Genomic DNA, 15,615 nt, shown 5'->3' on the forward strand with positions numbered 1-15,615 from the left:
ACGCCATACGCTAAAACGCCACCAGTCTAACATGGTTTCTATAAAGTGAAAGACATTGCATAGTTGTCTGACCAACGCCTGACACTTTAATTTCTAACTATTCCCCCGGCCAATACCTGACCGGGGGAATATCCCATTATCGGCTGGCTTTAGCCCGCACTTCTGTGAGGCGCTTAGCAATATGATTGACGTCCGGGTTGGCAAAGACCTGATCCAGGTTCATTGACAACTTACGACGCCAGTTTGGATACTCATCAACGGTACCCGGGATGTTGACCGGCTTATCCATTTCCAGCCAGTCTTCAAGCTGTACACTCAGCAGTGAGCTTGAACCCGCTGCCACGTGCACCTGAAGCGCTTCGCTCAGATACTTGTCCATCGGAACCAGAGTTGCATCACGGCCGATACCTTCAGGCAGGTTACCGTGACCGGCAACGCTGTTGAGGATCTGCTGCTTGCTCTCCAGACGATCCTTAAACAGACCTTCCAGTTGCTCTGCATCAGGGTAGAGACCCAGCTCCTGGCCCATCTTCAGGTCATCACAATGCCAGAAACCACGCAGGGTTGGCATATCGTGAGTACACAGAGCGGTCATGGACTGCGCCGTGTAGTGCTCCGGTGAGTAGAAGCCGCCATCTTCTGCGGTTTCGAAGAAGAACACCTTGTAAGAGTGAACACCGGCATCAGCCAGAATGTCCACGATCTCATCCGGCACGGTACCCAGGTCCTCACCAATCACAGAACAGTTGTGACGGTGGCTTTCCAGCGCCAGGATTGCCAGCATGTCTTCTACCGGGTAGTAGATGTACGCGCCATTGGTCGCGTCTTTACCGCGCGGGATCCACCAAAGGCGAAGCAGGCCAAGAACGTGGTCGATACGCAGAGCGCCACAGTGCTTCATGTTGGCACGCAGCAGCTCGATGTACGGGCCGTACGCAGTCTCCAGAAGCTTCTGAGGGTTCAGCGGAGGCAGACCCCAGTTCTGACCCAGAGGACCCAGGATATCCGGCGGAGCACCGATGCTCACGTCCTGACACAGGTCACCTTTATCAGCCCAGGTTTCTGAACCGGAATCAGCAACGCCTACCGCAAGGTCACGGTACAGACCAACGCACATGCCCTTCTCTTCTGCCAGAGCCTGAGCTTCGTTGATCTGAATGTCCGCCAGCCACTGCAGATACATGTGCAGCTGAACTTCATCCTGATTCTTATCAATAAATTTACGAACCGCCGGGCTGTCGAACTTGCGGTACTCTTCAGGGAACACCGGCCAGCCCCAGACGTTTTCATCTTCTGCACGCAGTTTACCGTGCAGCGCATCAAAGGCCGCCTGTTGCAGCAGGCTGTCACCGCCTTTCTCAACAAACGCCAGGAAATCATCAGCACGTGCGCTGGTCTTCGCCAGGTGGCGGGACTTGAACTCTTTGTACAACAGCGGCAGTACGCTCATCTTAAGCGCAGATACTTCGCTGTAGTTCACCCAGTGTGAATCACGGGCTTTTTGTAAACGCTGCTGGAAATCAGCACTGCCAACCAGTTGCTGAGCCTGAGTGCTCAGGGCAAATTCCGGTACAGAGCTCACATCAATGTACAGCACGTTCAGCCAGCGGCGTGAAGACGGGCTGTATGGGCTCGCACCTTCCGGGTTAGCCGGGAACAGCGAATGGATCGGGTTCAGACCCACAAAGTCACCACCGCGGTTTGCGATTTCACTTACCAGCTGTTTCAGGTCACCAAAGTCACCAATACCCCAGTTGTGGTTGGTACGCAGCGTGTAAAGCTGAACACTCGGGCCCCAGATCTTCTTACCGGTTTGCAGCGGCTCCTGCTTGTAACAGGCCTGCGGCGTGATCACCAGTGTCATTTCGTAAGGGGTCTTACGACGCTTACGGGTCACGATCAGTTTGTGGTAACCCCAGGAAAGGTTGTTTGGCAGTGAAAACACTAAAGGGCCACCCTGTTCACGCTCGTCTGAAACGATTTGTGATTGAAGATAGCCCTCAAGGGTCTCACCCTGCTCGGTTTCCAGTTTCCAGCTGAATTCGCTCTCGCGGGCGCTGGTTCCCAGATGAAGGGGTACATGGACCGGCTGGTTGTCTTTCAGCACCAATACCGGAGGCAGTACATCTTTCTTGTGCTTTTTCTCTGCGGACTTAAGCAGTGCTTCATCGTCAGAGGTGTCGTAGCCTAACGCACCAAGCAAATAACGAATGGTTTCATCCGACACAAAGGCTTCGTCGCCCCATGCGCTGACGTAGCTGTCGGTAATACGAGCCATTTCAGCGACTTGTTTTAATACTGATTGTTGTTTCATCGCTCTCTCCGAAGGCGGGACGAGCCCGCCTTCATGGTAGGGTGGAATACTCTCTTAACGTTTAACCGCTTCAAGTTTCCAAATGTTGTTAACGTAGTCACGGATACTGCGGTCAGAACTGAACTTACCAACCAGCGCAGTGTTCAGGATGGCTTTGTGTGCCCAGCCAGCCTGGTCGCGGTACTGCTTGTCCATGTCTTCATGCGCTTTCACGTAAGAAGCAAAGTCAGCCAGTACCAGGTATGGGTCACCACCGTCCAGCAGGCTGTCGTATGTTGCGCGCAGCTTGCCTGGTTCACCCGGAGTAAACTCGTCGCCCAGCAGCAGGTCCAGAGAAGACTTCAGCAGATGATCTGCGTGGTAGTAGTCGTATGGGTTGTAGCCAGCCGCTTTGGTCGCTTCAACCTGATCAACTTCCAGACCGAAGATGTAGATGTTCTCGTCACCCACTTCTTCACGGATTTCCACGTTCGCGCCATCCATAGTACCGATGGTCAGTGCACCGTTCAGGGCCATCTTCATGTTACCGGTACCTGATGCTTCTTTACCTGCAGTAGAAATCTGCTCAGAAACGTCAGCCGCCGGGATGATGATCTCAGCCATGCTTACACGGTAGTCAGGGATGAATACCACTTTCAGCTTGTCGCTGATGCGTGGGTCGTTGTTCACCTTCTCTGCGATCTTGTTGATTGCGTAGATGATCTCTTTCGCCAGGTGGTAGCCAGGCGCCGCTTTCGCACCGAAGAACACCACACGTGGGTGCATGTCGAACGATGGATCGTTCAGCAGGCGGTGGTACAGAGACAGGATGTGCAGCATGTTCAGGTGCTGACGCTTGTACTCGTGCAGACGCTTGATTTGTACGTCAAAGATAGCATCGGTATTCAGCTCGATACCCATGTTGTCAGAAACCCACTCAGCCAGACGCTCTTTGTTCTGCTTCTTAACGGCCATGTAGTCTTTCTGGAACTTCTTGTCGTCAGCGAACTTGGCGATTTCAGTCAGTTTATCCAGATCTGCCGGCCACTTGTCACCAATCTTGTCAGTGATCAGAGCAGACAGGCCAGGGTTACAGAACTTCAGCCAGCGACGCGGAGTTACACCGTTAGTCACGTTGTGCAGACGGGTCGGGTACAGTTCGTGGAACTCAGGGAACAGGTCACGCTTAACCAGCTCTGAGTGCAGCGCAGCTACGCCGTTCACCGCGTAAGAACCAACCACACACAGGTTAGCCATGCGAACCATACGGTGGAAACCGTCCTGGATGATAGACAGCTTCTGCTGTTTCGCTACATCACCAGGCCACTTGGCACGAACTTCCTGCAGGAAGCGGTGGTTAATTTCAAAAATGATTTCCATGTGACGCGGAAGCAGACGCTGGATCAGAGACTCGCTCCAGGTTTCCAGTGCTTCAGGCAGCAGGGTGTGGTTAGTGTACGCAAAAGTATGCGAGCTGATTTCCCATGCTTTTTCCCATGACAGGTGCTTCTCATCGATAAGGATACGCATCAGTTCAGGAATCGCGATAGTCGGGTGAGTATCATTCAGCTGGATAGTTTCGTACTTAGGCAGGTCTGCCAGTGCGTGGCCAGCGGCTTCGTGACGACGCAGAATATCGCGGATTGACGCTGCACTGTGGAAGTACTGCTGCATCAGACGAAGAGTCTTACCTTTTTCGTGGTTATCGTTCGGGTACAGAACTTTGGTGATGTTACCTGCGTCGATCAGCGAGTGCTGAGCTTCGAAGTAATCACCGTTGTTAAAGCTTTCCAGAGAGAAAGGCGCAATTGCACGACATTCCCAAAGACGCAGCGGGTAAACCGTATCGCTCTCGTAACCTACGATTGGCAGGTCCCATGGCATACCCTGTACCGCCATGCCTGGTACCCAGCGACGACGGGTTACGCCGTTTTGCTCGTATGACTCAACATGACCGTAGAAGCCGATTTCCTGAGCCAGCTCAGGACGTGCAACTTCCCATGGGTAACCTTCAACACCACACCATGCATCCGGTGCTTCCTGCTGATGACCTTCTTTGAAAGACTGCTTGAACAGGCCGTACTCGTAGTGCAGGCCGTAACCTACAGTCGGGAACTCCTGCGCAGCACATGAATCCATAAAACACGCAGCCAGACGGCCCAGACCACCGTTACCCAGCGATGGGTCACGCTCTTCTTCCAGCAGATCAGACAGGTTCTGACCCAGCTCTTCCATCGCTGCACCGATTTGCTCGTACAGACCCATGCTGATCAGGTTGTTCCCGGTCAAACGGCCGATCAGGAACTCAAGAGAAAGGTAGTTTACGCTTTTCGCTTTCTTAATTTTTGGGTCGTTCTCAGTCGCCAGCATGTCAAAGGTGGTCATCTCAGCCAGGGCACGGCCCATAGCCAGGTACCAGGCACGGCTGTCAGCCGTTTCTTCTGTCTTTGCATACGTCGATGCCAGATGCTGTTTTACTGCACTTTTAAAGTGCTCCTTGTCGAACTTTTTCTGTTCACTAGGCTTCATGATAAAAATCTCACTTCCTGATGTAATCCAATACGCTATATCGTGCATGGACGACGTGGTTGAAACATCCTCCCGCAGCAAGGGCGGAGGAGGATGAGAAGCGAGGGCGTAGAGGAGGACTCCCCCTCCCGGGAATGAGCTGCGTCACAAATTCCTCCCGTGATACAGAGGTTTGACGTGATTCATCTCACACACATTCTTTACCCTTCAGGCGCAACGGTTAATCTTTGTTCAGCACACTAAATCGCTTCTCATCGTCAATAATGCAGCCCCGATCACATTTCGCTTTCAGATAGACGCTGCCCCGATTAAAAAAACAGCACATTCTGTGCAAATATCAATGTTGCATAGATAACAATTCAACCCAAAGGTGACCAGGATCACAAATACAGGGCGTACCCCATGTCACAAACGGTTACATCTGCTCAATTAAGAGGTGGATCATAGTTGGGGGGATTACTGATAAGTATATTCGCCCGAGGTCAACACAACATAAAGACGATATAAAGACAGATTATGTGGATTCCTTCTAAACTGACCCGGCCGGGACGCCTGCACAACGCCATTTTGCGACCGCGGGTACTGGACCTTTTGCAACAGGCCCCCTGCTACAAGCTGGTTCTTTTTCGCTCGCCTGCCGGATATGGCAAAACTACCATGGCAGCCCAGTGGCTGGCTGACAAAACCAACGTAGGCTGGTTCAGCCTTGATGAAAACGACAACGACAGCTTCCGCTTCGTAAACTATTTCATCCAGGCGCTGAACAAAGCCACCAACAACGCCTGCCCGAATGCCCAGGCACTGGCTGAGCGCCGCCAGTTTTCTTCGGTCACCAGCCTGTTCAGTGAGCTGTTTGCGGAACTGAGTGAGTACCAGCAGGAATGTTATGTGGTACTCGATGACTACCACGTGATCCATAATGATGAAGTGCATGAGGGAATGCGCTTTTTCCTGAAACACATGCCTGACTGCATGACCCTGATGGTAACGACCCGGGCAACCCCGCCGCTCGGCACCGCTAACCTGCGCGTACGTGACCTGATGATCGAAGTGGATAATGACTCACTGGCCTTTGACAACGAAGAAACCACGCGTTTCTTTAATCAGCGCGTCACCGATGGCATTGATGATGCCACAGCCAATACCCTGCGCAGCTATGTTGAAGGCTGGCCGTCCGCCCTTCAGCTTATCGCCCTTCAGGCCCAGCACCAGAAACGCACGCTGGCTCAGTCTGCCGAGTCTGTTTCCCAGTTCAACCACGCTCATCTCTGGGAGTACCTGGTAGAAGAAGTGTTTGAACTGCTCGACAGTGAAACCCGCCAGTTCCTGATGCAGTGCTCGGTACTCGATACCTTTAATGACAGCCTGGTAGCAGAACTGACCCAGCGTGATGATGCGCTTGGTATGATCGAATCGCTCAACCGCTACGGCCTGTTTATCTACCCGCTGGAAGGGGAGCAAAACTGGTACCGCTTCCACAACCTGTTCAGCGAGTTTCTGTCTCACGAACGTCAGGCACGGATCCCTCAACAGGAAGAGCAGCTTCACCTGGCTGCATCCAAAGCCTGGCTGCACCAGGGCAATCCGAACCAGGCACTCAGCCATGCGCTGAAGTCGAAAAACGGCGAACTGGTCGGCGGGATCCTGACTGAATACGGCTGGAAACTGTTTAACCGTGGAGAGCTGGTACTGGTAGAGAAAGCCATTCTTTCCCTGACCAGCGATCAGCTGTATGCCTCACCTAAACTGCCATTGCTGCGCGCCTGGCTGGCACAGAGCCAGCACAGATATAACGATGTGGGTGACATGCTGGCGCTGGCAGAAAAAGAGATGCAGGCACGCAACATCAAACTGACCAGCGATGACGAAGGCCAGATCAACGCCCTGCTGGCTCAGGTCGCCATTAACCAGAACCGTCCGCAAAAAGCGCTGGAGCTGGCTGAACTGGCACTGGAGCAAATCGACCCGACCACCTACCGAAGCCGAATCGTGGCAACCTCTGTCGTGGGAGAAGTCAACCACGTACTGGGACGCCTTGACCGTGCCCTGCCACTGATGCAACAGACCGAAAAGCTGGCTCGCCAGTACCATATCATGCCTCAGGCATTGTGGGCACTGTTGCAACAGAGCGAAATTCTTATCGCCCAGGGTTTTGTTCAGGCCGCTTATGAAGTACAGGACAGCGCGTTTAAACTGGTCGAAGAGCAGCAGCTGCACCAGCTTCCGCTGCACGAGTTCCTACTGCGCCTGCGCGCTCAGGTACTGTGGTGCTGGAACCGTCTGGAAGAAGCCGAAGACTGCGCTTACAAAGGCATTGACGTTATCGGCCCGCAAAACACCAGCAAACATCTGCACAGCCTGTCGATGCTGGCCCGGATCGCGATGGGCCGTGGTGAGCTGGACAAAGCCGCCCGCTTTATCCAGCAAATCCAGCACCAGCTGGCCCACTTCAACGATCACATCGACTGGCATGCCAATGCTTCGCTGGCCCTGCTGCTTTACTGGCAGCATCGCGGGGAAGGTGCGGAAATCGAGCGCTGGACAGAAGAAACCGCCAGGCCGGAAAGTGCCACTAACCACTTCTGTCAGCTGCAGTGGCGTAACTTCGCCCGGGCGTACATCAACCTGGGGCGTTATCAGGAAGCAGAAGAAGTCCTGGCACTGATGCAAAAGCAGGCTCAGGCGCATCACCTGCTCACCGATCAGAACCGCAACCTGATTGTTGAAGCGGTACTGGCAGTGAAACAAAACGACATGGCCCGCGCTGAGCAACAGCTAAAAGAGGCTCTGGCCCTGACCAACCAGACCGGAATGGTAGGCAACTTCCTGATCGATGGCGCAAGCCTGGAAGGCGTGCTGGAACGGCTGATGAGCAAACCTGGTCTTGGCGATCTCGAACGTCACCGTGCTCAGATGCTGCTGAAGGACATTTCCAGCAAGCAACGGTCACGTTCGGTGCACTTTGACGAAGACTTTGTAGAGAAACTGGTCACTCACCCGAACGTACCAGAGCTTATCCGTACCAGCCCGCTGACCCAGCGTGAATGGCAGGTACTGGGGCTTATCTACTCAGGTTTCAGTAACGAGCAGATCGCCCAGGAGCTGGATGTGGCCGGAACCACGATCAAAACCCATATTCGCAACCTGTATCAAAAACTCAATATTGCAAACCGAAAGGAAGCTATCGAAACAGCAGAAAACCTGTTAAAACTAATGGGTTATTAAATGAACAGCCGGCGGCAAGGATGCCGCCAGGTTAAGGACAGGGATATGCTGACCGAATGGGCCCCAAACAGGATCTGGTATTGTGATGCCATCGCAGGCAGCGGCGTGTCAAAGCGTCTGCAGCGAATGGTCGTGATCCGCCTTACCGGGGGCAAACTGGTCGTCCTCTCCCCAATTGAACTGACCACCGCCCTGCAGCTCGAACTGAGCAAACTGGGCACCATTGAAGCCATCGCGGCACCAAGCCCGGCCGATCACCACAACCTGTCTGACTGGTGGCTCGCCTATTCTCAGGCCCGTTTTCTCGCAACTCCTACCCTTATTCAGAAACGTTCTGATCTGAATTTTGATTCCGCCCTTGGGACAGAAAGCGCGCCCTGCTGGCAGGGACAGCTCCTCCAGACCGCAATACTGGGTATCCGCCAGCCACGGAAAATAGTGCTGTGCGACCCGCAAAGCCGGACCCTGTTGTTGCCCGATCTTCTGGTCGGCAATCAGCCCCACCTGCCCGGCCCTCAAAAGCTGCGCGCCATGCTCGAAGGTGGCTACCGGGAATTCAGGCTGCCACTTAAAGACCGGCTGGCGATTGATAACCCCGCTCTGCTGCGGGCTTCCGTCCAGCAGGTGATGACCTGGCCATTCGACAAACTTATCAGCAGTAATGGCCTGTGCATTGAAAAAGACGCCAGGCAGGCGTTCTACCACGCCTTCTGGTGGGCCTTCCACTGACAACTATCTCAATTAGCTCACACTTCTCTCATTAGCTCAACTTTTTGCACAGGCAACAAATTTCAGAGCAAGATCACACTCTCTGTTACGCAAACCCATAAATCCGTGTCTAAACTTTCATGTGAAAAAAAAGCCAATTGCACAAGTATGCAATTGGCTATCATAAAAATATTTGGTGAACAAAATGTTCACTAACAACGTCAGTTGGCTAGGTGACCCTCGGCTTAAAAAGGGTCAATTACAATAATGCAGATAACGTGCCAACTTTTTTCACCGCTCACACCCATTAAAACGGCGAATTAATGTACGCATCCACATGCTTATTTGCAAATCGCAATTGCATTTTGCAAAGCAACGCATTTTGTGAATCGGATTGATTACTCCATTAATAAAATATCACCCTGTTTCATAGTGAGGATTGGCTATATAAACAGAAATGATAAACAAACAGTGCGCGGGAGCAAAAAAGAGGGGGATGCCAACTACATGCCCATAAAAAACAATTAGTTAAAAGAATTACGGCTGGGAAAAAGCAAAAAAAAAAGCCAACCGCTAAGACAGCAGTTGGCAGAATAAAGGAGTGAACAAAATGTTCACTAACAACGTCAGTTGGCTAGGTGACCCTCGGCTTTAAAAGGGTCGAAAGGGATAATGCATTATCCGTGCCAACTTTGCAAGCATTTATAAAAAATTTAATTTCACTTTTATGAGTGCCCGTAAAATTGTTGCAGATTATGTTTTTGCGGCTTGCGCCATCCCGTTCCGCTTTCCATGGTGTGGTTTCTGGTTCATAATCCGCCATCTGACTATGAACTATCCCACACTCAATTCATGAATCACTTGTATACCTTTTTAAAAGGCGTCGCCATGGGCGCCGCTGATGTAGTGCCTGGCGTATCGGGCGGTACCATTGCATTTATTACCGGGATCTACGATACCCTGCTGGAAAGCATCCGCCGTATTAACCCGTCCCTGCTTGGGATCTGGAAAAAGCAGGGCTTTAAAGCGGCGTTTGAACATATCAACGGCGTTTTCCTGATCACCCTGTTTACCGGCATCATCTCAAGCATTTTGACACTGGCTAAGCTGATCTCCTGGCTGCTGACCGCACACCCGATCCCGACCTGGTCGTTCTTCTTCGGTCTGATCATCGTCTCTATCGTCCATGTGCTGAAAGAAGTGGAACGCCGTGATCTGTTTACCGGGGTGTTCTTTATTCTGGGTGCGCTGTTCGCTTACGGCATTACCGTGCTGAACCCGCTGCAAATGGCAGATACCGGCTACAACGTGTTCTTCGCCGGTGCTATTGCGATTTGTGCGATGATCCTGCCAGGCATTTCAGGCAGCTTTATCCTGCTGCTGCTGGGCATGTACGCGCCGATCCTGGCCGCTGCAAAAGGCCTGCAAATCGATGTGCTGATGCTTTTCGCTACTGGCTGTCTGGCCGGCCTACTGAGCTTCTCACACCTGCTGTCCTGGTTGCTGAAGCGCTTCCGCTGCTTCACCCTGATGTTCCTGACCGGCCTGATGATGGGTACCCTGCCAAAGATCTGGCCATGGAAAGAGACCATCAGCTGGCGTATCAACTCTAAAGGCGAAGAAGTACCACTGATACAGCACAACCTGAGCCCGTTTGATTTTGAAGCGGTCACCTCTCAGCCTTCTCAGCTGGTTATGGCTGTTGTAATGGCAGCTCTGGCTATCGTGCTGGTGCTTGGTCTGGAGAAACTGGCGGATAAGAAGTAACAGCGTTACTGATTGTTGATGAGACGGAGGCTTTGGCCTCCGTTTTTTTGTTTTGAGGGATTGTAGCGCCGTATGTACTCCGTCATCCCGGGCCCCGACCCGGGACCTCGTGAAGCGATCTGTGAACTGTGCTGGAGCACGTATTACTAAGCACTGACCAGCAGGAGATCCCGGCTCGCGCCCACCACTGAGCAAGTGATGACGTTCAGTGGAGCGCGTCCGGGACGACGATTTTCCGCATGCGTCGTCGCAAACAAAAACATTCACACAAGCAACAAAAAAAGTCCCGGCCAAAACCGGGACTCCCTTTCAAACCAAAGCAACCACCTTAGTCGTCACGCATCTCCGCCCATGCCTGAGCACAGCGGACCGCGCGTTTCCAGCCGCTGTAGCGCTGCTGGCGCTTCTCTTCGTCATCCGCCGGAGCGAAGCTGCGGTCGATTTCCGCCTTGTCTTTCAGCTCGTCCAGGCTGCCCCAGAAGCCTACCGCAAGACCTGCCAGATACGCCGCACCCAGCGCAGTAACTTCGGTCACTTTCGGACGCAGCACCTGAGTATCGAGCACATCCGACTGGAACTGCATCAGGAAGTTGTTTGCTACCGCACCGCCATCCACACGCAGCGCTTCAAGGCGGATGCCTGAGTCAGCCTGCATCGCATCGAGTACGTCGCGGGTCTGGTATGCGATACCTTCCAGGGTAGCGCGGATGATGTGGTTAGAGTTCACACCACGGGTCAGGCCAACGATAGTACCGCGGGCATAGGCATCCCAGTACGGTGCACCCAGACCGGTAAACGCCGGTACCACGTACACACCATTGGAGGTATCAACCTTGGTCGCGAAGTATTCAGAGTCGCGGGCGTCTGCCAGCAGTTTCATCTCATCACGCAGCCACTGAATAGAAGCGCCGCCCATAAATACTGCACCTTCCAGTGCATACGCAGGTTCGCCGTTCGGGCCACAGCCAAGAGTAGTCAGCAGGCCATTCTTCGAGGTCACTTTCTCCTGACCGGTATTCATCAGCAGAAAGCAACCGGTGCCGTAAGTGTTTTTCGCCTGACCAGGCTGAACACACATCTGGCCGAACAGGGCGGCCTGCTGGTCACCGGCAATACCGGCGATTGGAATACGGGTACCGCCTTTACCACCAATGTTGGTCTGACCATACACTTCCGAAGAACGTTTTACTTCCGGCATCATGGAGAGTGGAATATCCAGCGCCTTAAGCATCTTCTCATCCCACTCCATGGTGTTGATGTTAAACAGCATGGTACGCGATGCGTTGGTGTAGTCGGTCACGTGTACGCGGCCCTGGGTCATCTTCCACACCAGCCAGGTATCCACGGTACCGAACAGCAGTTTGCCGGCTTCCGCGTCTTTACGCGCGCCTTCAACATGGTCCAGAATCCATTTTACTTTGGTACCTGAGAAGTAAGGGTCCAGCACCAGGCCTGTGTTTTCACGAATGTACTCTTCCAGCCCCTGACGCTTCAGTCCTTCACAGATCTCTGCGGTGCGGCGGCACTGCCATACAATGGCGTTATAAACCGGTTTGCCGGTCTCTTTATTCCAGACGATGGTGGTTTCACGCTGGTTAGTGATACCGATACCCGCGATCTGGTCGCTGCGGATCCCCGCTTTACCCAGCGCTTCTACCAGGGTAGAGCTTTGGGTGGCATAAATTTCCATTGGATCGTGTTCAACCCAGCCTGCCTGAGGGTAGATCTGAGTGAATTCACGCTGTGACACACTGACAATGTTCGCGTCGTGGTCGAGCACAACGGCACGTGAGCTGGTAGTTCCCTGATCAAGGGCGACAACGTATTTTTGCTCTGTCATGAGGTAGATCCTTTCTGTTTCACGTTATTGGATAATTATATCAGTTATTGGCTGCAGCCCCTTTGTACGGGTAAGGTTACGGGTCAGGCTGCAGCGCTGTGTTTTATGTCGCGGTTATACCGCCGCTTCAGTGTTCTCTGCGCTTTCAGCTTCAGCTTCGGTTTCATTACCTGGCAGGTAAGCACCAATGGCTTTTGGATACAGCCAGCCACCAAAACAGGCACCTGCGATTGGCGCAATAATCGGTACGATGAAGTAAGGGATATCTTTGGCACCGCTCAGGGCGTAATCCCAGCCCGCCAGGTAGGCAAACAACTTAGGACCAAAGTCACGGGCCGGGTTCATGGCGAAGCCAGTCAAAGGACCGAGAGAACCACCGATCACCGCGATCAGGACACCGATCAGCAGCGGGGTCATAGGACCGCGCGGCGCACCGTTCTTACCATCACCCAGCGCCAGAATGGCAAACATCAGAACCGCAGTAATAACAAACTCAACCGCCATCGCACCACCGAATGAGAGCGCTGCATTCGGGTAAGTAGAGAAGATCCCCGCCGTTGCCAGGGCTTCCTGGCTGCCACGGGCAAAGCCGTGCACCACTTCGTACTCAACAAACAGATTACTGTAAAGGCCGTACACCAGCGCTGCTGAGCAAAATGCGCCCGCCATCTGAGCTGCGATATATGGCAGCACTTTCTGGCGGTCAAAACCGTGAAACGCCGCCAGCGCAATAGTCACCGCAGGGTTGATATGTGCACCAGACACCCCCGCTGTACAGTAGATGGCAATGGCCACGCCAAAGCCCCAGACAATGCTGATTTCCCACTGACCAAATTGCGCACCGGTTAACACCAGTGCGGCAACGCAGCCGACGCCAAAGAAGATCAATAAACCGGTGCCTATGAATTCTGCTACGCACTCTCCCCAAAGAGTTGGTTGCTTTTTAGTATTCATATTCCAATCCTTTATTTATCCCAGGTTTAAAAAATGGCATTCTCAGAGTCCTCTCCAAAACTGCCTGAGTAAGTGAATCTCTCACTTAATGTGTGGGCATTCTGCCAGCAAAAATTCATTCGAAAAGTGATCGTGCTCGTATATGAGCGTTCGAACCCTGAAATTTGAAATATTTGCTCCAAAAATGTTAAACAAGTCAAATTCCGAACATAAAACGAACAAACGAAACCCTTTGCAAACCTATATACCAAACGTTTACTTTCGCAATTAACATAAACCAACAGAATTACTTTCACTCGAACCAGTCGTTATCAGACTGGTAACATTTGTCACACTAACTGGTACTACCTGACGGTAAAACACCGGCACAAATCAAGAAATCAGCGGTTTCATATTGATGCTCGATTGAATTACCCCGGCGGCGGAGTAAACTTGATTGAACGCAAACGAACGCCCCAGCTAAGGAAGTAGTGAGTGAAAGCGACCAAACGACAACAAGAGATCATCGAATTAGTACAAACTCACGGCTATGTCAGTACGGACGACCTGGTAGAGAAATTTAACGTCAGCCCGCAGACCATCCGCCGCGATCTGAACGAGCTGGCGGATGCCAACCGTATCCGACGCAACCATGGCGGTGCCACCCTGATCACCAGCTCTGAAAACTCTTCCTACAGCACCCGCAAAGTGATGGCACTGCAGGAAAAAGAGCGCATCTCACGCGCGCTGGTAAAACACATCCCGGACGGTGCCACCCTGTTTATAGACATCGGCACCACCCCGGAAGCGGTTGCCCGCGCCCTGCTGGACAACCACCAGCAACTGCGTATCGTGACCAACAACATCAACGCCGCGACGATTCTGATGGCCAAACCAGACTTCAAAGTCATCCTGGCCGGCGGTGAAGTGCGCAACCGTGATGGTGGCGTCACCGGCGAAGCCACACTGGACTTTGTCTCTCAGTTCCGTCTCGATTTTGGCATTCTGGGTATCAGCGGCATCGACTACGATGGCTCACTGCTCGATTTTGACTATCACGAAGTGCGGGTGAAAAAAGCCATCATTGAAAACAGCCGCCGTGTTCTGCTGGGCGTGGACAACACCAAGTTTGGCCGTAACGCTATGGTGAACCTGGGCAATCTGACCGAGGTGGATTTGGTGATCACAGATGAAATGCCACCGGAGTCAATCTGTAAGATGCTGGAACAGGAAGAGATTGAGCTGGAGATTGTATAACACCTCCGGCAACTGGTATTTGGAATAACCAGGCCCTGATGTTTTCATCAGGGCTTTTTACTGGCTGCTCTCAAGGTAAGATTTGAGTTTTTCCCTGAGCCAGCGGTTAGCCGGACTGTGCTTCATCCGGTTATGTGTCATCATACGGTGCTTGATCGGCAGGCTGGTAAAAGGCGCATCGAGCACCTGCAGATCCAGCTTACCAGCAAACTGACTGGCGATGCTTTTCACCATGACAGCCAGACAGTTGCTGTTAGATATCATGGTCATTTGCGAAACCAGCGAGTCACACTCAGCCGCTACCTGTCTTTCCGCAATCGCCTCTTCGGTGAAGTAATCCGCAAGATAAGCCTCTTCCCGGCGCAGCTTCAGTGTTACGTGTTTCTCAGCATAGAACTGTTCCAGGCTGAGCACGTCCCCGACCCTGGGGTGACCCTTTCGCGCAATAACACACAGCTCATCGGTACAGAAATACTCAGAGAAAAAAGAAGGGGCGGAGTAGTTGGCAAAATCTATCGCCAGATCCGCTTTCTGCAGGCTGAGGTTATTAAGCAGTTTCTCTTCACTGGACAGGGTTGGATGAAGCTCAATTTGCACTTTTCCCAGCGTCTGATCGGCTTCAATCATGGGTAACAACTTCAGCATAACAGGCTCAGAGGTATAAACCACAAAGCGGCGTGAATGCTCTGTACTGAAGGTATCAATCCCCTTCAGAGCATCCGAAATCTGATTGAGGGCCGGCTCAATCTGGCGGGCGAGTTCATGTGCCTGATGCGTTGGCGCAATTCCCCGGCCGGAGCGGATGAAAAGCTGCACGCCAAGCTGCTGCTGCAATCGTTTGAGGACGCCACTCACACCTGGCTGAGTCAGCCCCATCACCTCTGCCGCAACGGTAATCGAGCGGTGCTGATAAACTGAGATAAAAACCTTAAGCAGGTTCAGGTCAATATTTTTTTCCGCCAAGTGCCCCTCCAACACATAACAAATCGTGATGCTTTAAATAAAGCTTCATGTATGTATTGTGATGTGTCAACCGAATAAAGTAGCCCCGTACCCACAACAA

Annotated in this window: 9 protein-coding genes; 4 read left to right on the forward strand and 5 right to left on the reverse strand. The window is 52.6% G+C overall.

Going from position 1 to position 15,615, the window contains the following annotated elements; all coding sequences use genetic code 11:
- Positions 1–136 precede the first annotated feature (136 nt).
- Both malQ and ACVB80_RS08345 read right to left on the reverse strand, forming a co-directional pair.
- Complete coding sequence (gene malQ, locus ACVB80_RS08340) at positions 137–2,314, reverse strand: 4-alpha-glucanotransferase (RefSeq protein WP_481080826.1); 2,178 nt, start codon at positions 2,312–2,314, stop codon at positions 137–139.
- Between the two features lie 54 nt (positions 2,315–2,368).
- A complete protein-coding gene (locus ACVB80_RS08345) occupies positions 2,369–4,822 on the reverse strand; it encodes a glycogen/starch/alpha-glucan phosphorylase (protein WP_481080827.1) in 2,454 nt (817 codons plus the stop codon).
- A gap of 516 nt (positions 4,823–5,338) precedes the next feature.
- On the opposite strand from ACVB80_RS08345, the gene malT reads away from it, so the two are divergent.
- The 3 genes from malT to ACVB80_RS08360 all read left to right on the forward strand — a co-directional run bounded on the left by malT (position 5,339) and on the right by ACVB80_RS08360 (position 10,522).
- A complete protein-coding gene (malT, locus tag ACVB80_RS08350) occupies positions 5,339–8,047 on the forward strand; it encodes an HTH-type transcriptional regulator MalT (protein WP_481080828.1) in 2,709 nt (902 codons plus the stop codon).
- Positions 8,048–8,092: 45 nt separating this feature from the next.
- Positions 8,093–8,776, forward strand: a complete 684-nt coding sequence (locus ACVB80_RS08355) for a hypothetical protein (protein ID WP_481080829.1) — start codon at positions 8,093–8,095, stop codon at positions 8,774–8,776.
- An 831-nt stretch (positions 8,777–9,607) separates the two neighbouring features.
- The gene (locus ACVB80_RS08360) at positions 9,608–10,522 is read left to right on the forward strand and encodes a polyprenyl-phosphate transporter (RefSeq protein ID WP_481080830.1); all 915 of its coding nucleotides are present in this window, start codon (positions 9,608–9,610) and stop codon (positions 10,520–10,522) included.
- A gap of 328 nt (positions 10,523–10,850) precedes the next feature.
- On the opposite strand, the gene glpK is transcribed toward ACVB80_RS08360, so the two are convergent.
- Together glpK and ACVB80_RS08370 are read right to left on the reverse strand one after the other, a co-directional pair.
- Positions 10,851–12,362 carry a glycerol kinase GlpK gene (glpK, locus tag ACVB80_RS08365; protein WP_481080831.1) on the reverse strand — a complete coding sequence of 504 codons (1,512 nt, stop codon included), beginning with the start codon at positions 12,360–12,362 and terminating at the stop codon, positions 10,851–10,853.
- A gap of 114 nt (positions 12,363–12,476) precedes the next feature.
- Positions 12,477–13,316 (reverse strand): MIP/aquaporin family protein, encoded by an 840-nt coding sequence (locus tag ACVB80_RS08370; protein WP_481080832.1) that lies wholly within the window; start codon positions 13,314–13,316, stop codon positions 12,477–12,479.
- A gap of 474 nt (positions 13,317–13,790) precedes the next feature.
- On the opposite strand from ACVB80_RS08370, the gene ACVB80_RS08375 reads away from it, so the two are divergent.
- Positions 13,791–14,552: a DeoR/GlpR family transcriptional regulator gene (locus ACVB80_RS08375; RefSeq protein WP_481080833.1), complete on the forward strand. Its 762-nt coding sequence runs from the start codon at positions 13,791–13,793 to the stop codon at positions 14,550–14,552.
- A 57-nt stretch (positions 14,553–14,609) separates the two neighbouring features.
- Here the strand turns inward: ACVB80_RS08375 and ACVB80_RS08380 are convergent, their stop codons facing one another.
- The gene (locus ACVB80_RS08380; protein WP_481080834.1) at positions 14,610–15,515 is read right to left on the reverse strand and encodes a LysR family transcriptional regulator; all 906 of its coding nucleotides are present in this window, start codon (positions 15,513–15,515) and stop codon (positions 14,610–14,612) included.
- Positions 15,516–15,615: the final 100 nt, after the last annotated feature.

The sequence above is a fragment of the Vibrio sp. 9-16B-A1 genome (assembly GCF_056726165.1).